Here is a 23077-nt window from a genome sequence, read left to right on the forward strand (position 1 = left end):
AGACCCATTTTTTACAATTTAGCCTTATAGAACAACCACTTTTTAAGGCAAACATCTTCAGCGCACGCGCGGGAAAAAACTTTTGATTTTTGTGTTGGAGGCCGGTCCCGCTCTTTTGGCCCGGTAGGTACGGTTATTCCGCCACCCGCTTGCCCCGCACTTTGGCCCTTTCGGAAAAAGTGCGGGACTTGCCCGGCTTTACCGTAAATAAAGTTGTTTAAACAATCAAGTCCGGCATCAAAAACCAATTTAAAATCTTTTTCGCTAAAAACGCCTTCAACCGCCTTTTTTTCAAGCTCTGTCATCAGATATCCCTGTAAATTTATTTCAACCAGGCGGTCACAAACAGCTTTGTGCCCGGAATCCCCTTCGTCTCCGAACGGGCGCAAACTGAAATATTCTCCGGTTATTTCCGCGCTGTAAACCGCCTGTCCAAGGGCCGCGTCCGGGCTTTGGGCCGAAAGGAGCGATTTTATCACCTTTTCCTGTTCAGAGACCATTATTTCATCCTCAAAACAGGGGATATCAGTTGAAACAAGGCGTTTTCGCAGTGCTGCCGCTAAATCCGCCTTAGGGGAAATTTCCTTAACAGCTTTAAAACGCAAAGCCGGCCTGTTCGGTTGAAAATAAAAGGAATCAGATTCAATTATTTCAAAACCCGCTTCCTTAATAATAGCGGCCAGCAACTCGGCCGGAAAACAATAAAGGTGGTTCATGCCTTTTGTTTCGCTGCCGTAAACCCAGCCCAAAGCGGCTTCTTTTTGAGCTTCGCCGCCATTGAGAAAAACTTCAAAAGTCTTAGCTATATCAGGGGTTTCAATAATAAGGCGGCCGCCGGGTTCCAAAACCCTGCGGCATTCGCTTAAAAAATATTTCGTTTTAAAAAAACCAAGGTGCTCTATAAGCTGCAAAGCCTTGATTTCCTCAACGCTCCCGCCGGCAAAATCCAGATTATGCGCGGGCATTATTTTATCAGCCGGAGCGCCCGGATTTGAATCGATATTTATGTAACCCGCGAGGCGGTTATAACCGCAACCGATATTTAATTTCATAATAGCAGACTGAGCTTAGAGTTTAGAGCTTAGAACTTAGAATCACTTGGCAGGTCTCTCCCCATTAAAAAATTCCGAAAGCTTCTTAAATTTTCCGCCTTTCTTTACCGGCCTCCAGAGACCTTTAAGACCGAGCATGGCTCGTTTAAGCGGATGATGCAATTCCCTGCCAAAAAGGCGCTGCTCTATTTTCCAGAAGCAGCAGGGATCGTTGTGAAAACTCCCGGTTTTCATGAGCGACATTTCGTTGCAGCCGCCCTTGCAGACGTCAAGGTATTTGCAGGCGGCGCAGTTAGCGCCCGCCTGTTCAGGTTTAAAATGTCTTGAACCGGCAAAAGAGGCGGGGCTGTTCCATAACTCGCAAACGCCGGTCTTTCGGACATTTCCTTCCACATATTTATCGTCGTTTATGGAAAGGCAGCCGAGAACATCTCCGTTGCTGCGCACACCCAAAACCGAGATCCCGGCCTGGCAGCCCTCCCATTTTTTTTGAAGCGAAGTGTTTTTGAGCAGCATTGAGTTGAAACCCAGATCATGCGCGCCTATAACCGGCATTTCTTCCGCGGAATAATTGCGGCGGGTGGATTCCACAAACAAGCCCACGGAATAAAATTCTTCTTCGTCCAAAAGCAGATCTTTTGCGAAACGGCGGCCTTCGGAGCCGGCGGTTTGCACCTGCCAGGCGATCCCGCGGCCTTTTAGCTGTTCCCGCATTTTTGCCAGTTCGCCGATATTTAACTTGTGCACGGTAGTTATCACGCTTACCGGCAGCTCGTATTTGAGCGCAAGTTCAATAAACTTCCAGGAATCCGCGTAAGCGCCGGCGCGGCCGCGGATATGGTCGTGTATTTCCGGCGTTGCGGCGTCTACGCTTACGGCCACGGCGCGCGGGGAAAGCGGCACGAGCTTTTTCATTATTTCCTCATCCGCCATGATGCCGTTGGTGATTACGGAGAGTTCCATGCCGAGGTCGCGTATCTTGTGGGCGACTTGCCAGAAATCTTTACGTAAAAAAGGCTCCCCCCCCATAAGGGCCACGCCCAAACAGCCTGTTTTTTTAAGGTCTTCGCAAAGTTTGAACGCTTCTTCCGTGGTCAGCTCATCGTTGCGTTTTTTGCCCGCTGACGAACCGCAATGAATGCAGTTCAGGTTGCAGGCAAGGGTGAATTCCCACACCGCACAGCCTAGTTTATATTTTGATACAGCCATATTTTTAGTTGACAGTTATGAGTTGAGAGTTAGGAGTTAGGAAATTGGGAGTTTAAATTCCAAAACTCAAAACTCACAACTCTGAACTCTTAACTCCCTGAACTCCCAACTTCCCCAAGTACCACAAAAATTCCAGGTTCCCTTTAGCGCCTTTTATCGGTGAATTCATAAGGCCTTTTTCCTCATAATTCTTTATCTTTTCGGACATAAATTCCCTCAAATCTTCCATCACCTTCAGCCTTAAGCCTTCAGTCTTTACTATGCCTTTGCAGAGGTGTTTCGGCTCAAGCTCAAATTGGGGTTTAACCAAAGCTACGATTTCGGCTCCCGGCGCGATGGAATCAAAAACCGGGCCCAGTATAAGTTTAAGGGAGATAAAAGACACATCTATGGCGGCAAGTTCGGGTTTTTCGGGAAACAGATCAGGCTTTAAAAACCGGGCGTTGGTTTCGGGAATAAAAACCACTTTGGGGTTATTCTTTATTTTCTCGTGAATCTGGCCTATGCCCACATCCACCGCGTAAACTTTTTTCGCGCCTTCCTGCAAAAAACAGTCCGTGAACCCCCCGGTGGCCACCCCCACATCCAGACAGACTTTATTTTTAACGCTTATTTTAAAACTGTCCAGGGCCCCTTTAAGTTTAAGTCCGCCGCGCGAAACATAAGGACAGTCCGGCCTGACCAGTTCAATAACATCGCCTTCACGCACCGCCTGCCCCGCCTTATCCGCCGGCCTGCCGTTTACCGTAACCAGCCCCGCCATAATGGCGCGCAAGGCTCTCTCGCGGCTTTCAAAAAAACCCCGGGCCACACAGGTGACATCAAGACGGGCTTTCATGAATATTGCGCAACTACTCGCTTTTCTCCTCTTCAAACTTCTCCAGTTTCAATTTGCCTTCGGCGTCTTTTTTTAAGACCTCGATTTTGCGCTTTATCTCTTCCAGTTTTTCCGAAAGCTCTTTTGAAATTACCACCCCTTCCTCAAAAAGGGACAGAGATTCCTCTATGGGCGTATTTTCATCTTCCAGCTTACCCACGATCTCCTCAAGTTTACCCAGTTTTTCCTCAAAACCCGCGGTTTTTTCTTTTTTTACCATAAAGTCTCCTGTTCCGGCCCGGCCCCGCCTTTATTCCCTTTCTCTGTTTTCCCGCTGCTTGTGACCACATCTGCTTCCGCGCGCCCTTCGGCGAACTGCAGTAAAAGCCTGTCCCCGGCGCGCAGATCGGCGGCTTTTTTTACCGCTTTACCGTCGGTTTTTTTAACTATGGCATAGCCTTTTTTAAGAGGGAAAAGCGGGCTGAGCGCTTTCAGCTTTTCTTTTTGCAAATTCAGTTTCTCTCCGGAGCGCCTTAATTTGTCCGTTGCGCCGTCAAACAGAGCTTCCACCGCGCTGTCCAAACGCTGTACCGGCCTTTCAAGCAGGAACAGCGGGTTTACAAAGGCCCGGCTTGAAGCCAGACGCCTGAACTTGCCTGAGAGATTTTCGTAATAGATGCGCAGGCTTTGCAGCAGGCGTCTTTCCAGCTGCGCTATGTTGGCGGCCAGTTCCACCTTGCTCTTTACCACCAGTTCCGCGGCGGCCGAAGGCGTAGCCGCGCGCAAATCCGCCACAAAGTCGGCTATGGTAAAATCAGTTTCATGTCCCACACAGGAAATTACCGGTATTTTTGAGCCGGCTATGGCGCGGGCCACTATTTCTTCGTTGAAAGCCCACAGGTCTTCCATGGAGCCGCCGCCGCGGCCCACCAGCATTACGTCTATGTCGGGGAAATTATCGTTCAGGTCTTCTATGGCCTGCGCTATTTCTTCCTTTGAACCCGCGCCCTGCACTTTTACCGGCGCTATTATTATATGCAGATTGGCGTAGCGGCGCTTCAGTATTGCAAGGATGTCGCGTATGGCGGCGCCCGTGGGGGAGGTGACTACCGCTATTTTCTGCGGCAGGGCGGGTATGGGCCGCTTCCGGGCCGGGTCAAAAAGGCCTTCTGCCTGTAATTTTTTCTTTAACTGCTCAAAAGCCAGCTGCAGGGGCCCTTGTCCCGCGGGCTGGACCTCGCGCGCCATCAGCTGATACTTGCTCTGTTTGTCGTAAGTGGTAATATTTCCGCGCACGCGCACCAGCAGGCCGTTTTCCAGTTCAAATTTAAGCCCGGCGGCGAACCCGCGGAACAGCACGCCTGAAATATTGGAGGCCGCGTCTTTCAGGTCAAAATAGGTATGGCCTAAAGATGACACCTTAAGCCCTGAAATTTCCCCCTCCACCCAAATTTCCCGGTAGGAGGCCTCCAGCAGGGACTTTATGCCCTGGCTGAGCTCGCTGACGGTATAAATTTTCTGGTCCATAGTATCTAAACTGGCCATGGTAACGGCAGGCTGGCAAGTTCGCGGGGCCTGCCGGTGGACCGGATCGCGGGGGACAGCGCGGACACACCGTGCCGCGCTTCCACCACTCGGCTTCGGCGCTTATGTAAGCCTCAGCCTCGCGAAGGCCCCGCGAATCCGGCGCCACCAGCACCCGCGTCCGTATACGCCTGCCGCTTCCTGACACAAAACTTTTTGAACAAGCATTTTGTTGAGTTCAACAAAATTAAATGGAGCGGGTGGCGTGGGAGCTGGATAAGCAAAACGCTCCGGAACCCGACGCTTACATAGCGCGGAGGGTGAGGATGCGAAGAGCGGGCACGGTGTGTCCCGATTCTGGTTTTGCGTTCCAGTCCCCCGACAGGCCCAGCGAACCCTGTCGTTTACTACTTACTTCTGCTCTTCCTTAAGCCGCTTCAAACGCTTCGCTATTTCCGCTTCAAAGCCCTGGTCAGTGGGACGATAAAAGGTTTTAGGCTCCGGCATATATTCCTGCTCGACATAGTGATTGGGGAAATCGTGCGGATATTTGTAGCCCTTGCCGTGCCCGAAGGCCTCTCCGTCTTTTGTGGCGTCGCGCAAGTGCATGGGCACGGGGCGCTCCTTTCCTTTTTCAGCTTCCGCCATAGCCTCATTAACGGCCATGTATGAAGCGTTGGATTTGGGCGAGCAGGCCACATAAATGGCGGCCTGCGCAAGTATTATGCGAGCCTCCGGCATGCCCAGCGACTCCGCCGCGTTAAAAGCGCTCTGCGCCAGCACCAGGGCCATGGGGTTCGCATTGCCGACATCCTCAGAGGCGCAAATAAGGATGCGCCGCGCCACAAAGCGCGGGTCCTCTCCGGCGGCCAGCATTTTGGCCAGCCAGTAAACCGCGGCGTCGGGATCGGAGCCCCGCATGGATTTTATGAAAGCGGAGATGTGGTCATAATGCTCGTCGGAACTTTTATCGTAGCGCAGGCTGCGCTTTTGTATGGATTCTTTTGCCGTGTCAAAATCAATTTTTCTTACGCCTTTGGGACCCGGCTTTGTGGTGACGGCGGCAAGCTCCAGCGCGTTTAAAAGGCGCCGGGCGTCGCCTATTGAATTTGAAACCAGATAATCGGCCGCTTCTTTTGAAACCTCGACATTCAGGCTTTTAACTCCCAGTTCCAGCTTAAGCGCGCGGGCCAGTATCTCACGCAGATGGCTTTCTTCAAGCTGCTTGAATTCAACCACTATAAACCGCGACAGCAAAGCGTTGTTGATGTAGAAAAACGGATTTTCCGTGGTCATTCCTATCAAAATGACTTCGCCCTTTTCCACGGAAGGCAAAAGCACATCCTGCTGCGTGCGGTTAAAATGGTGTATCTCGTCAAGGATAAGCAGCACGCGCTGTTTTTTAGCTATGCCGCCGGAGAGACCTTTTGAAAATTCAAGTATTTTTTTAAGCTCGGCCACGCCCGCGGTTGCGGCGTTAAGCTCAAAAAACCTGGCTTTTGTTCTTGAAGCGATGTAGCGCGCCAAAGCGGTCTTGCCGGTGCCGGAAGGGCCGAAGAATACCGCGGATTTGAGGTTATCCGACTCCACGGCGCGGCGCAGCAGTTTACCTTCGCCCAGTATATGCTCCTGCCCGGAAAACTCCGAAAGCTCCAATGGAGCAAGCCGGGCCGCCAGCGGCATCTGCTCCTGGCTGTTTTCCGCGTTTTGTTCTTCTTCAAAAAGCTGGTCGGACATAAATAAGTTGCAAGTCACAAGAGCACAAGCCACAAGCCGAAAAAGCGGCGAGCGGTTAGCCCTAAAAAATTTAGTTAAATTTTTTAGGAAAGGCTAAAACTTAAGGTGTATAAGGAAATTTTTCCAACTTCAGCCTTCAGCCCTAAGCCTTCAGCCTTCCGAAAGTTGCATTTTTTTGTTCATCACATTTTTCACTATGATGAGGAACAGTAACGGCAACTTTCGGATTAAAACAGCCCCTTCTCCATGGTTTTTTCCAGCATGGCCGCCAGCTCGTCTATTTTTTTTTCTTCCGCTTCGCTGCTGACTTCAGATTTCTGCTTTAAATTTTCCAATTCGGTGGCAAATTCAAAAGCTGCAAGTATGGCCAGCTTGGAAGTGTCGGCTATTTTTGTTTTTGCCTCTATCCGCTTAATTCTTTCCTCAACCTTGCCGGCTATGGAACTTATTTCGAGAGGTGAAAGCCCCTCCACGGAAACAGTTATGGCGCGGCCCCTTATTGTTATAGGAGTTTCGGTATTAGTCATCTGTTTCGTCCTCAAATAAACCAGGCTGCAATTCGGAGGCTTTTTCTATCCTGGCGCAAATCCTGGAAAGTTTTTTTTTGACTTTAATTTTAAGTTCCTCAAGCTCTTTTGCACCGGTGGAATTTTTAACGGACTTGCCGCGCTCGGAACTAAGCAGCTCTATCTGCTTTTTAAGCACGGAGTTCTCCTCCTTAAGCTGGGCAAGATGCTTGTTAGCCTTTACAATAACTTCCTCAAGCCTCTTCATCGTGTTGTGCATAAGTTAATTATAGTAAAAAAAACCAAAGCCGGCGCCTTTCAAAAAAAGGGAAATTGCCACGCGGTTACAGCCGGGGCCGGACCAATTCCAATGGCGGGCACCTCCTTTCCGACAATCCCAACTACGATCCCGACATCGCTTCCAACCTGCACTGGCAGCATATTCAGGCTACTAAGCCGCGTGTTTAGTCCGGAGCCGCGCCGGAATATTGACCGATATCAATAGGCCGTTAGGGCATTCTGCCGGGACATTTACCTGAAAAAAGAGGGACTTTAGCCTTTTGAAGCCTGCCGCCATCGGTGCTATATTATAATTGCGGAACAGCGGTAAATTCCAATTGGAGGACAAACAATGACAAAAACCGGCAAAAGCGCCATAGCGGTGTTAATGGCGTTGATATGTTATGCGCGCCTGGCTTCAGCCCAGACCATCTCTTTTGACGCGCAGGGCGGAGACATGCAGACACTGATAAACGGCCTTAAGGATATGAATCACTCCGGCCCCGGAAACCAGAATCACGGTATTCCCCAGCCCGGGCAGCCGTTCCATCCGCAGCAGCCGGGACATCCGGTCCAGCCCCAGCCATTTCCGCCTCAACCCTGGCATCCGCATCCCGGCCCCGTACATCCGCCATACCCGCCCCAGCCCTATCCCAACTGTCATTCGCCCGCGGTCTATATACAGGACGGAGGCTATATTTATAAAGACGGGACTCGTCTGGGCACGGGCGCTGTAGACTACCAGACCGGCTGCACTAACGACGTGGCATGGAAAGATGACTCGGGGTATATTTACAAGAACGATAACCGCCTTGGCTCCGGCGTGAAAGAATACAAGTTGTCAGCTTATACCGGCGACGTCATATGGACGGATAACTCGAACTATCTGTATAAGAACGACAACCGCCTCGGCTACGACGTAAAAAACTACCAGGTGATGGATTACACAGGTGACGTGGTATGGGTGAACACCTCGGATTATCTTTACAAAAACGATAACCGCCTTGGCTACGACGTGAAAGAATACAAAGTCTCATCCTATACCGGGGCCGTGGTATGGCTGAATACCTCTAACTACCTGTATAAGAATGATACTCGCATCGGCTACGACGTAAAAAGCTACGAAGTAGTGGATTACACCGGGGACGTGGTATGGGTGAACGACTCAAATTACCTATATAAAAACGACAACCGCCTCGGCACAGACGTGAAAGACTATAAAGTGTCCTACTACACGGGGGACGTGGCCTGGCTGGACGATTCAGGCTATCTTTACAAGAACGACCAGAGGGTGACAAGCGACGCCTCGAGCTTCAGCATGGACTACTACGGCAAGATTGTCTGGATAGACTCTTCAGGCGCCCAGCATGTAGCATAAGTAAGCATATAAGTAAGTTTTAAAGGCGCGTCAGCCTAAGGCTGACGCGCCTTTCTTGTTTTCTGTCCGGGGCGTCCACCCCAGTGACGCGTTTATATTTTCGGCTTAACGGCTATCTTCGCCTTATTCAGGTACTTGCGCGCCTCTTCTTTCCTGCCCGCATTTTCAAGCGCCTGCCCCATGTAGAAATACACGGCGTCGTCCGGTCCGGGATTGTATTTGGCGAAGTAGGCTTCAAAAGTTTTGACGGCCGGATCCACGTCGCCCATGGCTGACTGGCAGACGCCGATGCGCAATTCCGCTTTGCGGACAGACTGCGGCAATGACGCTTTCACGGCTATCCGCTTATAGACAGCTATGGCCAATCCATATTCTTTCTGTTTCTCAAGGTTTAACCCCGTTTCAAACAGTGGGTCCTCTCCCTTAAGGAGCTGGCGCACTTCTTCGGTTATTGCCGCGCCGGGATATTGCTTTATTATCCTCTTGTAAATTTCCAGGGCTTTGTTTTTCTCACCCCCGCGTTCATAGCACTGCGCTATCCTGGTTTCCGCCTGAGCTTTGACCCAGTCGCGGTATGTGCTCTTGATCGCGAGATTATAGAACTCCACCGCTTTTTTGCAGTCTATCGCCTGGGTCTTCGCCCCGCCGTAACCGGAGTATATCTGGCCCAGATACAGATATGCGTCGCCGAGGCGGGTGCTTTTGGGGTAATCGTGTATCAGGCGTTTAAGGGTTTCTTCTTCCCGTTTAAGCACGGAAGGATCACTGTCCCTGGCGGCTATCCAGTCATAATTGATAGCCGTCATGAGAAGGGCGTAATCCGCCATTTCGGAATCGGGATATTTATCCGCGAGCTCTTTATAAAGCGTGACCGCTTCTTCGTATTTTTTATCGCCGAATTTGCCTTCAGCGTCGGAAAATCCATCCGGGGCGCCGGCCGTCTGCCGGATTATAAAAAGATCGGTCCCTGTCACACGCGAAGCGGAACATCCCCTGGCTTTCAGGAACTGCAACACATCCACAATGGTCACTTTTTTCAAAAACGCCGTGATCCGGGTGTTTTCAAATCCGCTGGTGACAATGAAATTGACCCGTGCCTGCTCCGAGATCACCTCCAAAAAGGAGGTAAGCGGGGCGTTCTTCACCCGCACGGTCACCAGCCTGTTCAGGACCGGATCGGCCAGGTCCTGCTGTGTCAGCGGAAGGAATTCCTGCGGGGGCCGGGTGCTTTTCCGCACTATGAAATTATCGGTAGTGCCGACGCGCTCAAAATCCAGGTCCTTCGTCTTTTGCAATATCTCCAACACCTGGTTCAGGCGCACGTTTTTGATGAATATAGTAAATTTCCGTTCAGCCAAGTCGGCGCCGATGGAGAAAGAGGCGTGCGAATGCTGGGAAAGCACGTCAAAAAGAGTGGAAAGAGGCGCGCCTTTCAATGCGATATCGAACGGTTCCCCGAAACCCGGGTTTTCAGGCGTGGCGGCGGAGACGGCGGGTTTTGCGGCGGAATCTTCCCCGGCGCCGGGCGTCTGCCGGACTATAAAAAGGTCCGCCGCCGCCATACGGGAAACGGAAAACCCCCTGGCCTTCAGGAACTGAAATACATCCACGATGGTCACTTTTTCTAAAAACGATGTTATCCGGACATCCCGCATTTCGCCGGTGATAATAAAGCTGATCCCTGCCTGCTCCGAGATCACATCCAGAAGCCTGGCAAGCGGGACGTCTTTCACCCGCACGGTTACCAGCCTTTTCAGGACCGGGTCGGCCAGGTCCTGCTGTGTCAGCGGAGGGAATTCCTGCGGGGGTATGGTGCTTTTGCGCACTATAAAATTGTCCGCGCTGCCGACGCGCTCGAAATCCAGGCCCTTAGTCTTTTGCAATATCTCCAGCGCCTGGTTCAGACGCACGTTTTTAATGAGCATGGTCAATCTCCATTCAGCCAGTTCAGGGTCGGCTATGGAGAAAGAGGCGTGCGCACGCTGTGAAATTATGTCAAGAAGGCTGGAAAGCGGCACAGCTTTCACCCTAATACTGAAAGATTCCCCCGCCGGGGTGTTTTCCGGAGCGGCGGTGGAGACGGCGGGCGTGGCGGCGGGCTCTTCCCCGGCGTCTGCGCGCAGCGGCAGCATAGCCGCGGTTCCGCACAGAAATACCGCGAATATCACATTTTTTTTCATATCAGTTCTCCTCTCTCAAATTTTGCACTCCCTGACTTTATCCTTAGTGCCCCGCAATATTAAAAAAGTTCATTTTTTATAATATCCCGCAATCGGCCGTCTTGCAGTCATCGGTGTTGATGCGCCCTGGTTCGCCGCCTCGATCATCAACGCCGGTTTCAAGGGGGATATCCGCTGTCCTGTAAAAGCCCCGGTTCGCCGCCGCCGGACCGTCGCTTAGAAATATAGCCTGCGCGGCGGGGCGCGGCAATCCCGCTTTTCCCTTAAGAAAAACAGCGCCTATTATCAGGCAAACCGTCAGAACCGCGAGTGAGAAACCATATGCCGGCCTGAGAAGAGCGCGAAAAGATACGCGTGCGGGTCCCGGAGAAATGGCGGACTTTTCATCTTCCAGTTTCCGCATAAGCGCGGCGGTAAAATCTTCCGAGACGCGCGCGGGAGGCGCGGAAGCGACGGCGCTCCTTACCCGCTCGAACGTTTCCAGTTCGCGCCGGCACCGGGCGCAGGAGGAAAGATGGGCCTGGATTTCCGCGCGTTTCGCCGCCGGCAATTCACCGCAAAGATAATCCATGATATTTTCGGCATCTATGCATTTCATGTGTTGACCTCGCTCTCCGCGTCTAAAACCGGCTTGATTTTTCCGGCGAGTGCCGCCATGGCATTATGCAGCCGGGACCGTACGGTGCCCACAGGGATATCCAGCGCGCGGGCTATTTCCTCGTATGAAAGCCGCTCCCAGCAACTGAGGAACAGCACCGTGCGGTATATGGGGGGCAGCGCTTCCACGGCCGCGCGTATGGCGGCCTTTGTCTCTTTCGCTTCAAGGGAAAATTCGAGACCGGGCGCTGAGTCAGCCGCGTCAAATGGAATTTCGCTTTTTATGTCTGAAAACAGGTTCATTTCCCGCCCCCGCGAGCGCAGTCTGTGGCGGCAGACGTTCCGCGTAACAGCATAGGCCCAGGTGCTGAAAGAGGATTCTCTTTTGAACAATCTTAACGACCTGTATATCTGGATAAAGACTTCCTGCGCAATATCCTCCGCTTCTCTGTCGGGCCCCAGGACGCAAATGATAAATTGATATATCCTGTCCTTATACAGATCCACCAGTTCCGCGAAGGCTGACTGCGAACCGTTCATGAAGCGGTCTATAAGCTCGTTCTCGAGTGCCTGATCGTTCTTATCCTGGTTTGGCATATTTTAAGCGGCAACAATAATTATATGGTTATTGGTCAAGGCGCACAAGTTGGCCATTTGGGTCCACCACATCAGCCCGCGCAATTCCAAACGCGCGAAACGCCGGAACTGTTCTAAGCTGCAACCGGGCCTCGCCGGCGCCGGCGGACTTTTTTGCCGGGTTTTTCGCGCCGGCCCTGAATTTCACAGGCCGGCTGCGTTCTTTAGCGGCTACAGCCTTCGCAAATACGAAATATTTTATCCCGCTACCCACCTTTTTTCTGCGGATTATAAGCTGGCGGCCTTCGATTGTCAGAATGCAGTCCTTGCCTTTTTCATTAATTTCCGCTTCCGGAAATTTGTCCAGGACATAACGGCAGACCTGATAGACCACGCAGACCATATCGCTGGTGTTATAACAGGGTTCAGCCCGGACGCCCGGAACCGCCAGGGAACAAATTATCAGCGCCAAAACCGGATAAGACCTGTTTTTAAGCATAAAAACCGGCTCCTTCCAAAGCTTTTCATAATATTAGTGCCGCGAACCCGGAAAAAGTTCACGCCGCGTTAGAAGGTAATGCCAGAAATAGTCTAGAGGAAAGATAAGAGGGAGGCGAGGCTATCCCATGTCTATAAATTTAATTCTGAGTATGGCGCATTGACTGTCTTTGCGGGCTGTCCTCTTTTGAATTGCGGCGTGAATTTGCCGCATCGCGTTCGGACAATGCAGCCATTGAACTGGCGGGATGGTTTAAAACTTCCGTAAGATAGACCAGCAGCAGTTCCCGCAAACGCGAGCGCGAGATGGCATAGGTCTGGTGAGTCCGCCCGTAAAGCCAGTCGCTCAAAGCGAGAAAATCATAAAAGGGCGAGGCCCCGCCGCAGAGAAGCTTCGCGGTTTCGCGGAAAACGCCGCTGTTAACTATCAGATCCCAATACCGGGCAAAACGGCGCAGCCGCTGTATGGTGAAAAAATCCAGAAGCTTGTTTTCCCGCAGTTCGTAGGGCGGATAAGGGCTGTAAACCATGCCCCATTCTCCGTCGTGCCTGGCTATTGGCGCGCCGCGCAGCCGTTTAAGCAACCCTACCTGTATTTCGTGGGGGCCCAGAGCCGCAAGCCGGTCAAATCCTGCCGCGAATCCCTCCATATCCTCGCCGGGCAGGCCTATTATAAGGTCGGCGTGGAGATACGCGTTAGTTTCGCGGCGCAGGCGGAGGATATTTTTTTCGGCGGCGGCGTTATCCTGCCGACGATTAATGCGCGCGGCCACAGCCTCGTTGAAAGTTTGAATGCCGACCTCAAATTGCAGCGCTCCCTCCGGGAATTTTTTCACAAGGTCGTAAAGTTCCTCGGAAAAGCGGTCCGGAACTATTTCAAAATGCAGGAACAGCCCGGGCCGCAGGCGTTCAAAGAAGAATTTAAGGATGGCGCTTGCTGTGCTGAGGTCTAAATTAAAAGTGCGGTCTACGAACTTGAATCGGCGCGCTCCGCGTTCCAGCAGCTTATCCCACTCCTCAAACAGCCGCTCAAGCGGGAAACCGCGCACCTGAGTGTCCAGCGAGGATAAACAGAAATCGCAGGCGAACGGACAGCCCCGGGATGCTTCAACGTAGATCACGCGATTGGCGATATCTTCGTCAGTATACAGCGCATAAGGCAGCTCCAGCAGATTTAAATCGGGCGCCGGGGCCGCGATTATTTTCTCCGCGGGCGCATTCCCTGAAAGCAGTTGTCGGGCCAGTCGGGCGAAAGCCAGCTCCCCTTCGCCCGTGATAACAAAATCAGCGTCACTGCATATCCGCTGCTCCGACGTTTCATAACTGACCTCTGGGCCGCCGAGGATGACGATCACTTCCGGGCGCAGCCGCTTAAGCTCCGCTGCGAGCATCCCGCATTCCCGCGCATTCCACACATACACGCCGATGCCTACGATACGCGGCTTTAAGGAAAGGATGGCCTCAACTATCTCCGGCGTCCGCAGTCCGGCTTCAAATTCAAGTATCTTCGCCCTGGCCTCAAGCTCGCCCAGGTTGGCCATAAGATAGCGCAAAGCGAATGAGCAGTGTGCATAGCGCGCATTCAACGTGGTAAGGACAATATCAGTAGGGGCCATATAAAATACGGTGTCAGGCTACTGAAGTGAAAAGTAGCTTTACACCTTTTTCACCTTTTTTGCGAGCGTGGGCCGGCTTTTTCGCAGGCGGTTAGGGTTCGTTAAAGAATAATAGCCACATTTGGAGGCCCATATTTGAGCCGGATGCAAGGCGCGACGAGGGAGCATAGCGGTGCCTATGTGACTGAGGAGCAACGCGGCAGCCGGTTCAAAGATGGGCCTCCCCCCTGGGGGGCCGGCCGCTTTTGGGCTGCGCCTTTGCGGCGTTCCGCTAACGTACATGTAGTACGCGTCGCTTCACGTCGCTTCGGCTCGCTCCAAAATCGACTCAGCCAAATGTGGCTATTATTCTTTAACGAGCCCTTATTTCCCGCCTGATATCCTCAACCATGAAGCTATTCCTGACGGAAGGATCCAGCCTCAGAGCCTCCGCGTAGTGATGCAGGCTCTTTTCCAGCTCTTTGCCGGCGCGATACAGCTCGCCCAGCCGCTCGTGAGCGGCGGCGTTACCCGGGTCGCTCTTGATCATTGAAAGGCAGCGCTCAATTTCATCCTTTCTTTCTTTCTCGCGCTGTTTTAAAACGGAATCCGCTTCCGATTTTACCAGCCAGTACCACACCAGCATCACCAGCGCGACAGCGGCCGGCAGCAGGAAGCCTTTGTTGCCGAACCGGCCCGCCAAGTGGGCCGTCATCAAAAAAAGGAAAATTGAGGCGATGAAAGCGCCTCCGCACCAGATAATATCAGCGCTCGTATCCGCGTAACCGAAGGCCCGCTTTTTAGCGTTGAGAATGGCCTGCATCCCCAGCACCATAGCGGCGGAAATTGAAAACATGATAAGCAGCTGTTGTGTTTTTTCCATCTGCCACATAAGAAAAATCACGGCCAGCGCCGAGAAAATAAATACCGCCAGCAGGATGCGGCTCCATTTTAAATCATTCATCATAATAAATTAGAGGTTCGTGGCTCGATGCTAGTGATTCGCGGTGAAAAGCCGATGAGTATTTGATCCGCAGGAAACATAAAACCGGTTATAGTTAGTTCCCCTCGCGCTTGAAACCTGCAAATGCTCCTAAAATTTGCAGAAAGTAAGCCACTGCTATGATACCAAAACTGAGGGCGTTTTTATGAATTTTGAAAAGCCCCCCCACGTCCACCTGAGGTGGACGAGTGAGGAGATGGGAAATTGTTTTTTTTAGTCGTCAGCCGGGAGTGGGTCTATAGCTTCGTATAAATCAATCCGCGGGTTCCGCACTTTTTCCTAAGTGCGCCAAAGTGCAGGGTGGACCTAACTGGCAGTCTTCATCCGGCAGGCCACAGGAATATTTATAAGTTTTTCTTAATACTTAAAAGAACATCAGCGGCTTTCTCGGTCTTTTTAATACCCTCATATAGCAGACCAAAGATTATAAAAAAGGAAAAGAACGTCAGTTGAATCAGAGGCCACATAATAACAAGACGCATCTCACCGGGACTTGAAACCGAAACCATAGTAGGGGGCAAATCTAACAAAATTAAATGACACCACCCAATAATAAGCACCATATAGCCTGCAGCTAATGTTGTGACTATATTACGCCACGAATTAATAGATTCTTTAGCTCTTTCTATTTTAGCATTGTCTAGAATGTTGGTGTCAGATACATAATCACTGTTTATCGGGGCATAATGAATCCAGTAAGTAATGGCACTTGCAATGAAGTAAAATACGAGCCCTGCCTGCATATTTCCATGCGGAAACTCGGGGAGAAAATTAAACAATGAAATTCCACTAACTACTATAAGCCCTGTTTCCGCAACCACAATTTTCCGCCGCCAAGATTTACCCCAAACACTTCCACAATACATTGCTGCAAAAATGATAGGAGCGATGATTAAAATCCAATACCCCAATGGATATTTCCTCGTACCGTACGCTATATGTTTTATTCTTGCATCCATGTATGTGGTTGTCCACGCCGTTAATCCCATGCCAAATGACACAAAACTTGCTATTTTAAGTTCGACCTCAGTGCCTTTTACTTTTATTTTCATTTTAGACGCGAAACTTGCCATTTTAAGTTTTCAGTAGTTCCGACCTTGATTTTATCAAGGCCGGTGGCGTTAAAAAATCAGTCGACATATCCACTCCACCATCGTTACGCCGAAATAGCACGCTAAAATCCACCAGCCATTGCCGATAGCCCAACTGGCAAAAAAAATACCCCAGTCGCGCTGATTTAAACCGCTGTACGACCGGTCTCGCAAATAAATCAGCGTGATGAAAGGATCGTACCAAAGAGACAACACAATACATGCTAATAAATCACCCCGGCAAAGCGTCCATGCCAGCATGCGGCGGAATCGGCTCGGCCCGGTGTAGATTTTCAGCGACTTAAGCGTCTCGATTCCCAGCCAGTCATGCTGCGACCAGTCATAAAACCAGATCATAACAAGGCACGTCAGCAGCGAAAGCAACGACATCACCGCGCCGCCTCTGAACAGGCCAAGTTTGTAGATCACCAATGGGTAGAGTAGATAGTCAAACAAGTAACAAATTACCCAGTTACCAAGCAATCCTGTTGCCAGCTCAACCAACCTACCCCATCTTAGCGTAATCGTCATAGTTTTATAGTTCAAACGCAATCTACTGGAATCTCCATTACTGAGCCGAACCCCCCACTTGCTTAACCGAGTAGAACTTTTCTTGGAGGGCCCTTTGGGGAAAACTTATGTGTTAATTATTCCCCTACAGTTTCCAGCTCCGCATTTACACTTAAAAGAAAAAATGTGTTTTTCCATAAGAGCTTCCACATCGATAGACAACTCTTCCCCAACACCTATTTTTCTCTTAGCGACATAATTATTGGTGTCACGCTCATGCGACAAGCAAGGGTTGCAGCTATGATTCCCAAAATAACCAATATTTATTTTATTTATATTTTGAGGTGCATGCACACCGCTGTCATCTTTATAACAAAAATATATCAATTGCCTTTTGGTTGCTGAATCTAAGGTTTCAAATTCCTCCCAGGTTATGAGGCGGCTTTCATCCCAGTTTGAACCTTCCACGACCACGTCTCCCTTATTAAAAACCACAAGGGAAAATAGACCGACTTCTCCATTAATCAACTTAGATGGTCGCAGCTCATATTTTGCTTTTGGATAAACTTTTTTTATCATATTTCGGCGTTTCACTATAACGCTGTTTTATAACACTGCGCAATCGTTATACTGCGAACAAGTTTTCGACCAGTTTTCTTTTTTACATATTCCACTTTTCAGGCTCGCGTTTCCAATGAGCAACACCCCGGCAATGCTTCGTTCCACATTGGCATACGAAACGGAATTGCGGATCGCCGCTGCAGGTTGTGTAATCGAAGCACAATTCTTCACCTACGCAAACGGGACGCAGTGTTCGCAGGTTGCCATAGTCATCATATCCCACATTGGGATTGCAACAATGATTGCAATACCATAACGGGTGAATAAAATTCAGATCTTCTGGAGCATAATAGCCCTCCGCCGCGCCTGGACAGAACTTGAGGATTGCCTTCTTTGTGGGTCCGTCCAAAGTCTTAAACTCCATCTTTGAGATAAACCGATTCTCATCAAAGCGTCGTGCGGCGGCTAGTATTTCGCCCTTTTTGAGCCGGCGAACAGCAAAGAGACCAATCTCGCTCGGCAACATGTGTGATTGACGCAACTCGACCAATAGGCGTGGATATTTGTTTCGGACATTCATAATATCATGATACTTTCTCGCTGATTAGGTTTAGTTATGGCCGAGCATCTTTTTGCATGACCGAGAATTTCCGAAGAAAGCCGCTCGGCACACACTTTTTTTTAAAGTAACGTAGGCCGGGAACACCGAGGTCCTCCTGATAGTTGAGATGTGTGCAGCCCAACTTTGAGCAGGACTGTGCCAAATGATGTAAAAGGCGGCTTGGGACGCTGCTAAATTTAGGGTTTGAGACCGCGAAATGGGGAAGCAACCAGCTTTTATTTAGCCGCTCGCACAGTATAAATCCCACCAGCGAATCTCCGATTACAGCTCCGACACATAATAGATTGAAGTGCCGGACATAACGAATACATGTTTTGAGTGCATGGCAGTAATTTTGCACCATACCCGTGGTGCTCTTGTTTGATTGCCAAGCGGTAATGGTTGACTGAAGTTGTGCATGTATGGTTACGTCGCATAAATCTAGCGTAACGAAGCTGTAATGAGGATGCTGTCGATTAAATCGACATACATCCCTTCGAAGCTCCCGGAGAGCCGAGCCTTCCAACTGTGCAAGCGAATCTATACGATAGATATAATCGAAGCCGTCCCGATCTTCTTCAATGTGTAAGCCCTCGCTTTTGCGCGCGATCACCTTTGCGGTTATCTCCGGCACCCGCCAGAGTGTCGGCGAATAACCCATCTCCAAGGCATAACCGATCAACGTTTCGGCGGTGGCGGCAGCCTGTTCGACACCCAGGAAGGTGAGGAACGTCCCGGGGCCAAAGGGGTCGCAGAAGCGAAGCACAAGATTACCGTTGTACCAGCACCAGTGGGTGCAATTGTTGATGTTGTAAAAAGTCAGCGTGGAGAAGCAAAAATCAGAATATGGCTCAAAGCGTTGTGTAAACGCCTCGATCGCAGGCTGATCGGACATTTCCAGCGGCTTAAAGTTGGGAAAGATTGGCCCACGGGAAGTGGTTGGTTGATCCGAAAGAGATATTGATTGCTGATCATGCATGGGATTTGGCCGAGAGAGTGCTAACCCAATTCAATCAAAAACAAGGGTATAAGTCAATGCTAAAAGGTTTAATAATATTAAACCTTTTAGACTCTGGAAAGTGAGGCTATTTCAATATAAAAATATACTGGTATCATGAAAAATGACATTTATATAATGTTGGGGGCCGCCGTCAGGGGATACCGACATAAGTTCGGTTGGTCGCAGGAGGAATTCGGGGAGCGTTCCGGCCTGCACCCCAGCTATATAGGGCAGATAGAACGAGGAACAAAGAAAATCAGCCTGGCGACGCTGCAAAAGCTGTCGACCGCACTGAAAGTGAGGATTTCAGACCTTCTTCAGGAAAAAGCCGCACAATATAAACCATCAACCTGGGAAAAGAAAATCATCGGCATTATAAGGGGCAGGCCGGTTGACCAGCAGAAGCACGCCTACCGAATAATCAAAGAAACCCTGCGTCCATACTCCAAAAAAATGAAGCCGTAAAGCCAAGGAGCCTCCGCAGCCTCGAAAAAGGTGTAATCACTTTTTTACCGTGAGGAAAAGATATCAGCTACTTGATAACGGCCCGCTTTTTATAGGCAAATCTCCTATGCCACCCCAAAAAGGCTGTTGCCTTTTTGAGAAAATGTCCCCTCGTCCGTCGGAAACTCAGCCCATCGTTCAAGTTAAACATCTATGAGAATATTTATTTGCCACCGGGCGGGCCCCGCACTTTTTCCAAAGAGGGCCAAAGTGCGGGGCGGGTAAATATAGATTTACCGTCATTAAGGGCGGGGAGATGTTATTTAAAAAGGGAGCCGGCGGATTTTCTGCGCGCTCCTTTTAGGGTTTCAAGACCAGGGTCTGGAGAGTATCCCTCCGGGACGGCGAGGATGTTTGAGCCTGAAAGCATTGCCTTTCAGGCGAGTTCCGCAGTCGGCGGAAGACCCCGGTCTTCTTCTTACAAAACCCGGTCCCGGAGCGCGCAGAAAATCCGCCGGCTCCCTATCATTTTAGGCTGCACTAAAACAGAATATTTTGCCGAACGCTCTTTTGTTCCGAGTTTTTTAAGCATCGCGGCGCCGGACAAAGACTTCATTTGAATAATAGCCGTAGCGTTCAACTGCCGCAGCCTTTGGCTTTGCGAAAGCCCCTGCCTGATAAAGACTGAATTAATGCTTTCCAGATTTGAGAGAACTACCAGTTGCTCAATTGTGGCACAGTCGCGGATATTTCCTGTCACACCCGGATGGGCTTCCCGCCATTGCCAGGCAGTTTTTCCAAACAAGGCCATATTAAGAATATCCGCTTCCGTGGCGTATACTTCGTTAATTTGAGATTTTGTAAGCTCCGCCGGAATAAGCGTGTCCCGGATTGCATCTGTATGAATCCTATAATTCACTTTGGCCAGCGCCCGCTGGAAATTCCAGCCCGACTTTACACGTTCCGCCTCATCTTTTTTAAGGCGCTGGAATTCCTTTAGGAGAAAAAGTTTAAATTCAGGGCTGACCCACGCGGCAAATTCAAACGCTATATCGCGATGCGCAAATGTGCCGCCAGTATTGCCGGGCCTGGAAATGATTCCAACAGCACCTGTGGTTTCAATCCACTTTGACGGAGAAAGCACAAATGAATTGGTTCCCGCCTTATACATAAAGGAGTCGAATTCGACCCCTTTGAAAACGGGGTTATGCAGCTTCTCCCACAATCCCAAAAACTCTATTGTGTTTTTAGAGCGCAGCCAGTTTTTAACCAAATCTTTAGGTTCTTCCGGATTCTTGTACCGCGCTATATCTGTAAGGGAGATGTAATCTTCCTCTTCTTTTGAAAAAAACACAATCTCCCGCCCCTGGACTATAACGCTTTTCTTCTTCATAATATCTCCTTGCCGCACAAATAGTATAGCAGGCCAACGCGACAAGGGTTTGTCGCGGTGGGAATGGGCCACCAGGGCGCAAAGCAGGCCGACATCGTTCGAATGCGGGTTTTTTTAACTTCGGATCTTGGCGTTGAAATTTTTGGACAGCTTTTCTAGGATTTCGGTCATGCGGCCGTTTATTTCGGCGTCGGTAAGCGTTTTCTCCATGGAGGAGAAAACAAAGCGGATGGTGACACTGTGCAGATTCTCGCCTATGTTCTTGCCCTTGTAAATGTCGATAAGGTCAACGCGGGCCAGATCCTGTGTTTTTATGACCGCGCGCTCCAGCTCCGCCCACTCGTATTTTTCTTCAAGCACCACCGACAGATCGCGCCAGATGGCCGGGTAGTCCGACACCGGCCGCACCTGAGCCATTCTCTGCCAGAAATCGGTCTTGCGGGACCGGGCAAGCGCGGAAAGCTGTATTTCAAAGTAATAGATCTTTACATCCTTCAGGCCGCTGTTTATGGCGGCCATGGGATTTATCAGGCCAAGAAAGCCCGCCGTTCCCGCGCCAAGCTTCATTTCAAGGACCGCTCCCGGCTGGAAATAGGCCGGCGCGGACTTCGGCTTTTCAAAGCGGAAACCGCTTTTACCCGAAAACGCATGATCCATAACGCCTTTAAGATGGTAGAAATCCGCGGTATCAGCGCCGCCTTTCCAGAACTGTTCCTGCGGAAAAGCGCCGAACATCAGACCAGAACAGCAAATTTCCTCTTTGCCCTGCGCGCCCGACCTTGAATAAACCGTGCCGGTCTCAAAAATGGCGGCGGAATTGCGGCCCCGGTTGATGTTGTAATCAAGAGCTTTTAAAAGCCCCGGTACGAGCGCCGGCCGCAGGAACTGAAAATCGGAAGAAAGCGGATTTTTAAGAGAAACCGCCGCTTCCTCGTTCAACAGGCAGTTGCGCAACTCTTTCAATGAGACAAAATCGTAATTATACACTTCCGAGAACCCAAGCGCGGCGAGTCTCGCGCTCAGTTCCCCCGCCGCTTCAAAGGCGGGCGTCACTGAGGCGCTCATCATTTTCATGCTGGAACGCACGGGTATGACATCATAGCCGCTGTAACGCGCCACCTCCTCGGCCAGGTCCCAGGCGGATTCAATATCGCGCCTGTAGCCCGGAGGATAGAAGGTCCAGGGCTTTTCATCCTTAATGGAGGGCGATATGGCTTTAAGACAGGCGAAAATATCTTTTTCCGGAATTTCCGTGCCAAGAATGGCGTTTATGCGCGCGGGGTCGGCCTCAACCACCGCCGGCACGTATTTTACGGGGTTCACGTCCGAAATCTGCTCAAGCTTCGCTCCGGGCGCTTCGGCAAGTATCAGCTGGGCCAGGCGCAGAGCCGCGTAAAGCTGAAGTTCCGGGTCGATACCGCGTTCAAAGCGATAGGAGGACTCGCTTTTGATGCCGGTTTTTTTTGAAGCGCGCCGCACACACATAGGCGAAAACCAGGCCGACTCTATAAGCACGGAGGTGGTGGTATCTGAAACGGCGCTCTGAAGCCCCCCCATAACGCCCGCAAGCGCCACCGGTTTTTCCCGGTCGGCTATCAGAAGCATTTCGGGATCAAGTTTCAGGGTTTTTCCGTCAAGAGTTTCAAGGGTTTCATCAGCCCGCGCGCGGCGTACTTTTATTTCAGGGCCGGAAAGCTTGTCCATGTCAAAGCAGTGGGTGGGCTGACCAAGCTCGTACATAACATAATTTGAAACGTCTATCAGCAGGTTGCCCTTCGGGTTAGAGCCCATGGCGGCAAGGCGCGCGGCCATCCAGGCCGGAGTTTTTACAGGCGGAAGATTTTTTATCACCACGCCCGCGTAGCGGCCGCACAGCCCGGGTTCTTCTATGGTCACCGGAGCGGGCGCCGCGGCTTTCAATTCGGGAACGGCCGGTTTTTTAAGCGGCAGACCGTAAAAGACGCAAAGCTCGCGCGCCACGGCGTAATGGGAAAGGCAGTAGGCGAGATTAGGCAGCATCTCTATGTCAAGCAGAAGGTCGGATTTTTCAAAAAGAGTTCTGGCATCGGCCCCCACGGTCGAGCTTTCAGGCAGGACCAAGATGCCGGAGCTGTCGCCCGCGAGTCCCAGTTCCGCCGCCGAGCAGATCATGCCTTCCGATTCCACGCCGCGTATTTTCGCCTTTTTAAGTTCCCCCTCCGACAGTTTAGCACCCACTCCGGCAAAAAGTATTTTCTGGCCCTCTGCGATATTTTTAGCGCCGCATACCACGCGCGTCACGCCCGAACCGTAGTCCACGTCGCAAAGCGAAAGTTTGTCGGCATTCGGATGTTTTTCAATTTTTAGGATCCGGCCCACCGTCACGCCTTCAAAAGCGGCGCCGGTTCTAGAGACCGATTCTGTTTTCAGGCCTATGCGGCCGAGTTTTGCCTGCAAGTCTTCAGGCGCCAAAGGCGCTTCGATAAAATCAGAAAGCCAGGAATAAAGGATTTTCATTTCAGTACAGAACCTAGAGCTTAGAACTAT

At 50.8% G+C, this 23077-nt stretch carries 22 protein-coding genes; 2 read left to right on the plus strand and 20 right to left on the minus strand.

The features are described 5' to 3' along the window. Positions 1-11: 11 nt before the first annotated feature. From NTX59_14310 to NTX59_14345, 8 genes are all read right to left on the minus strand, one after another. Complete coding sequence (locus NTX59_14310) at positions 12-1052, minus strand: hypothetical protein (GenBank protein MCX5786852.1); 1041 nt, start codon at positions 1050-1052, stop codon at positions 12-14. A 42-nt stretch (positions 1053-1094) separates the two neighbouring features. Beyond that, positions 1095-2261 carry a radical SAM protein gene (locus tag NTX59_14315; protein MCX5786853.1) on the minus strand — a complete coding sequence of 389 codons (1167 nt, stop codon included), beginning with the start codon at positions 2259-2261 and terminating at the stop codon, positions 1095-1097. A gap of 73 nt (positions 2262-2334) precedes the next feature. Then, a complete protein-coding gene (locus NTX59_14320; GenBank protein MCX5786854.1) occupies positions 2335-3099 on the minus strand; it encodes a TlyA family RNA methyltransferase in 765 nt (254 codons plus the stop codon). A 13-nt stretch (positions 3100-3112) separates the two neighbouring features. After that, positions 3113-3358: an exodeoxyribonuclease VII small subunit gene (xseB, locus tag NTX59_14325; protein MCX5786855.1), complete on the minus strand. Its 246-nt coding sequence runs from the start codon at positions 3356-3358 to the stop codon at positions 3113-3115. After that, positions 3352-4605 (minus strand): exodeoxyribonuclease VII large subunit, encoded by a 1254-nt coding sequence (xseA, locus tag NTX59_14330; GenBank protein MCX5786856.1) that lies wholly within the window; start codon positions 4603-4605, stop codon positions 3352-3354. Before xseA ends, xseB begins: the two co-directional genes overlap by 7 nt. Before the next feature lie 408 nt (positions 4606-5013). Continuing rightward, on the minus strand, positions 5014-6339 hold the full coding sequence (locus NTX59_14335) for a replication-associated recombination protein A (GenBank protein ID MCX5786857.1): 1326 nt from the start codon (positions 6337-6339) through the stop codon (positions 5014-5016). A gap of 227 nt (positions 6340-6566) precedes the next feature. After that, entirely contained in the window at positions 6567-6866 is a 300-nt protein-coding gene (locus NTX59_14340) for a cell division protein ZapA (GenBank protein ID MCX5786858.1), read from the minus strand. Beyond that, positions 6859-7125, minus strand: a complete 267-nt coding sequence (locus tag NTX59_14345) for a hypothetical protein (GenBank protein ID MCX5786859.1) — start codon at positions 7123-7125, stop codon at positions 6859-6861. The genes NTX59_14340 and NTX59_14345 overlap by 8 nt, the downstream gene beginning before the upstream one ends. A 351-nt stretch (positions 7126-7476) precedes the next feature. Between NTX59_14345 and NTX59_14350 the strand changes: the two genes are divergently transcribed. After that, positions 7477-8502 carry a hypothetical protein gene (locus tag NTX59_14350; protein MCX5786860.1) on the plus strand — a complete coding sequence of 342 codons (1026 nt, stop codon included), beginning with the start codon at positions 7477-7479 and terminating at the stop codon, positions 8500-8502. A 92-nt stretch (positions 8503-8594) separates the two neighbouring features. On the opposite strand, the gene NTX59_14355 is transcribed toward NTX59_14350, so the two are convergent. From NTX59_14355 to NTX59_14400, 10 genes are all read right to left on the minus strand, one after another. Next, positions 8595-10682, minus strand: a complete 2088-nt coding sequence (locus tag NTX59_14355) for a tetratricopeptide repeat protein (GenBank protein MCX5786861.1) — start codon at positions 10680-10682, stop codon at positions 8595-8597. Positions 10683-10758: 76 nt separating this feature from the next. Further along, positions 10759-11280, minus strand: a complete 522-nt coding sequence (locus NTX59_14360; GenBank protein ID MCX5786862.1) for a zf-HC2 domain-containing protein — start codon at positions 11278-11280, stop codon at positions 10759-10761. Continuing rightward, positions 11277-11876, minus strand: a complete 600-nt coding sequence (locus NTX59_14365) for a sigma-70 family RNA polymerase sigma factor (GenBank protein MCX5786863.1) — start codon at positions 11874-11876, stop codon at positions 11277-11279. The genes NTX59_14360 and NTX59_14365 overlap by 4 nt, the downstream gene beginning before the upstream one ends. 28 nt (positions 11877-11904) lie before the next feature. Further along, positions 11905-12354, minus strand: coding sequence for a hypothetical protein (locus NTX59_14370; protein ID MCX5786864.1), 450 nt, complete (start codon positions 12352-12354; stop codon positions 11905-11907). A 139-nt stretch (positions 12355-12493) separates the two neighbouring features. Further along, complete coding sequence (locus NTX59_14375) at positions 12494-13969, minus strand: radical SAM protein (GenBank protein ID MCX5786865.1); 1476 nt, start codon at positions 13967-13969, stop codon at positions 12494-12496. A 352-nt stretch (positions 13970-14321) separates the two neighbouring features. Then, complete coding sequence (locus tag NTX59_14380; GenBank protein ID MCX5786866.1) at positions 14322-14915, minus strand: tetratricopeptide repeat protein; 594 nt, start codon at positions 14913-14915, stop codon at positions 14322-14324. Positions 14916-15295: 380 nt separating this feature from the next. Continuing rightward, a complete protein-coding gene (locus NTX59_14385; GenBank protein MCX5786867.1) occupies positions 15296-16003 on the minus strand; it encodes a hypothetical protein in 708 nt (235 codons plus the stop codon). A 69-nt stretch (positions 16004-16072) separates the two neighbouring features. Then, positions 16073-16588 carry a hypothetical protein gene (locus NTX59_14390; protein ID MCX5786868.1) on the minus strand — a complete coding sequence of 172 codons (516 nt, stop codon included), beginning with the start codon at positions 16586-16588 and terminating at the stop codon, positions 16073-16075. Between the two features lie 90 nt (positions 16589-16678). After that, on the minus strand, positions 16679-17131 hold the full coding sequence (locus NTX59_14395; GenBank protein ID MCX5786869.1) for a hypothetical protein: 453 nt from the start codon (positions 17129-17131) through the stop codon (positions 16679-16681). 596 nt (positions 17132-17727) lie between these two features. Beyond that, positions 17728-18693: a phosphatidylglycerol lysyltransferase domain-containing protein gene (locus NTX59_14400; GenBank protein MCX5786870.1), complete on the minus strand. Its 966-nt coding sequence runs from the start codon at positions 18691-18693 to the stop codon at positions 17728-17730. Between the two features lie 135 nt (positions 18694-18828). Here NTX59_14400 and NTX59_14405 point away from each other — a divergent pair, with 135 nt between their 5' ends. Next, on the plus strand, positions 18829-19179 hold the full coding sequence (locus NTX59_14405; GenBank protein MCX5786871.1) for a helix-turn-helix transcriptional regulator: 351 nt from the start codon (positions 18829-18831) through the stop codon (positions 19177-19179). Between the two features lie 457 nt (positions 19180-19636). Here the strand turns inward: NTX59_14405 and NTX59_14410 are convergent, their stop codons facing one another. Together NTX59_14410 and pheT are read right to left on the minus strand one after the other, a co-directional pair. After that, the gene (locus NTX59_14410; protein ID MCX5786872.1) at positions 19637-20551 is read right to left on the minus strand and encodes a KilA-N domain-containing protein; all 915 of its coding nucleotides are present in this window, start codon (positions 20549-20551) and stop codon (positions 19637-19639) included. A 114-nt stretch (positions 20552-20665) separates the two neighbouring features. Further along, positions 20666-23047: a phenylalanine--tRNA ligase subunit beta gene (gene pheT / locus NTX59_14415; protein MCX5786873.1), complete on the minus strand. Its 2382-nt coding sequence runs from the start codon at positions 23045-23047 to the stop codon at positions 20666-20668. Between the last annotated feature and the right edge of the window lie 30 nt (positions 23048-23077).

The organism is Elusimicrobiota bacterium (assembly GCA_026388155.1).
Classification (GTDB): domain Bacteria; phylum Elusimicrobiota; class Elusimicrobia; order Elusimicrobiales; family UBA9959; genus UBA9634.

Excerpts from the sequence above, each read along its gene's own strand:
- NTX59_14355 (MCX5786861.1), bottom strand. The coding sequence starts at position 10,682 with ATGAAAAAAAATGTGATATTCGCGGTATTTCTGTGCGGAACCGCGGCT.
- NTX59_14350 (MCX5786860.1), top strand. The coding sequence starts at position 7,477 with ATGACAAAAACCGGCAAAAGCGCCATAGCGGTGTTAATGGCGTTGATA.
- xseA (MCX5786856.1), bottom strand. The coding sequence starts at position 4,605 with ATGGACCAGAAAATTTATACCGTCAGCGAGCTCAGCCAGGGCATAAAG.
- NTX59_14410 (MCX5786872.1), bottom strand. The coding sequence starts at position 20,551 with ATGAAGAAGAAAAGCGTTATAGTCCAGGGGCGGGAGATTGTGTTTTTT.
- NTX59_14335 (MCX5786857.1), bottom strand. The coding sequence starts at position 6,339 with ATGTCCGACCAGCTTTTTGAAGAAGAACAAAACGCGGAAAACAGCCAG.
- NTX59_14320 (MCX5786854.1), bottom strand. The coding sequence starts at position 3,099 with ATGAAAGCCCGTCTTGATGTCACCTGTGTGGCCCGGGGTTTTTTTGAA.
- NTX59_14345 (MCX5786859.1), bottom strand. The coding sequence starts at position 7,125 with ATGCACAACACGATGAAGAGGCTTGAGGAAGTTATTGTAAAGGCTAAC.
- NTX59_14375 (MCX5786865.1), bottom strand. The coding sequence starts at position 13,969 with ATGGCCCCTACTGATATTGTCCTTACCACGTTGAATGCGCGCTATGCA.
- NTX59_14365 (MCX5786863.1), bottom strand. The coding sequence starts at position 11,876 with ATGCCAAACCAGGATAAGAACGATCAGGCACTCGAGAACGAGCTTATA.
- NTX59_14400 (MCX5786870.1), bottom strand. The coding sequence starts at position 18,693 with ATGCATGATCAGCAATCAATATCTCTTTCGGATCAACCAACCACTTCC.
- NTX59_14405 (MCX5786871.1), top strand. The coding sequence starts at position 18,829 with ATGAAAAATGACATTTATATAATGTTGGGGGCCGCCGTCAGGGGATAC.
- NTX59_14380 (MCX5786866.1), bottom strand. The coding sequence starts at position 14,915 with ATGATGAATGATTTAAAATGGAGCCGCATCCTGCTGGCGGTATTTATT.
- NTX59_14340 (MCX5786858.1), bottom strand. The coding sequence starts at position 6,866 with ATGACTAATACCGAAACTCCTATAACAATAAGGGGCCGCGCCATAACT.
- NTX59_14395 (MCX5786869.1), bottom strand. The coding sequence starts at position 17,131 with ATGATAAAAAAAGTTTATCCAAAAGCAAAATATGAGCTGCGACCATCT.
- NTX59_14360 (MCX5786862.1), bottom strand. The coding sequence starts at position 11,280 with ATGAAATGCATAGATGCCGAAAATATCATGGATTATCTTTGCGGTGAA.
- NTX59_14385 (MCX5786867.1), bottom strand. The coding sequence starts at position 16,003 with ATGAAAATAAAAGTAAAAGGCACTGAGGTCGAACTTAAAATAGCAAGT.
- NTX59_14310 (MCX5786852.1), bottom strand. The coding sequence starts at position 1,052 with ATGAAATTAAATATCGGTTGCGGTTATAACCGCCTCGCGGGTTACATA.
- NTX59_14315 (MCX5786853.1), bottom strand. The coding sequence starts at position 2,261 with ATGGCTGTATCAAAATATAAACTAGGCTGTGCGGTGTGGGAATTCACC.
- pheT (MCX5786873.1), bottom strand. The coding sequence starts at position 23,047 with ATGAAAATCCTTTATTCCTGGCTTTCTGATTTTATCGAAGCGCCTTTG.
- NTX59_14370 (MCX5786864.1), bottom strand. The coding sequence starts at position 12,354 with ATGCTTAAAAACAGGTCTTATCCGGTTTTGGCGCTGATAATTTGTTCC.
- xseB (MCX5786855.1), bottom strand. The coding sequence starts at position 3,358 with ATGGTAAAAAAAGAAAAAACCGCGGGTTTTGAGGAAAAACTGGGTAAA.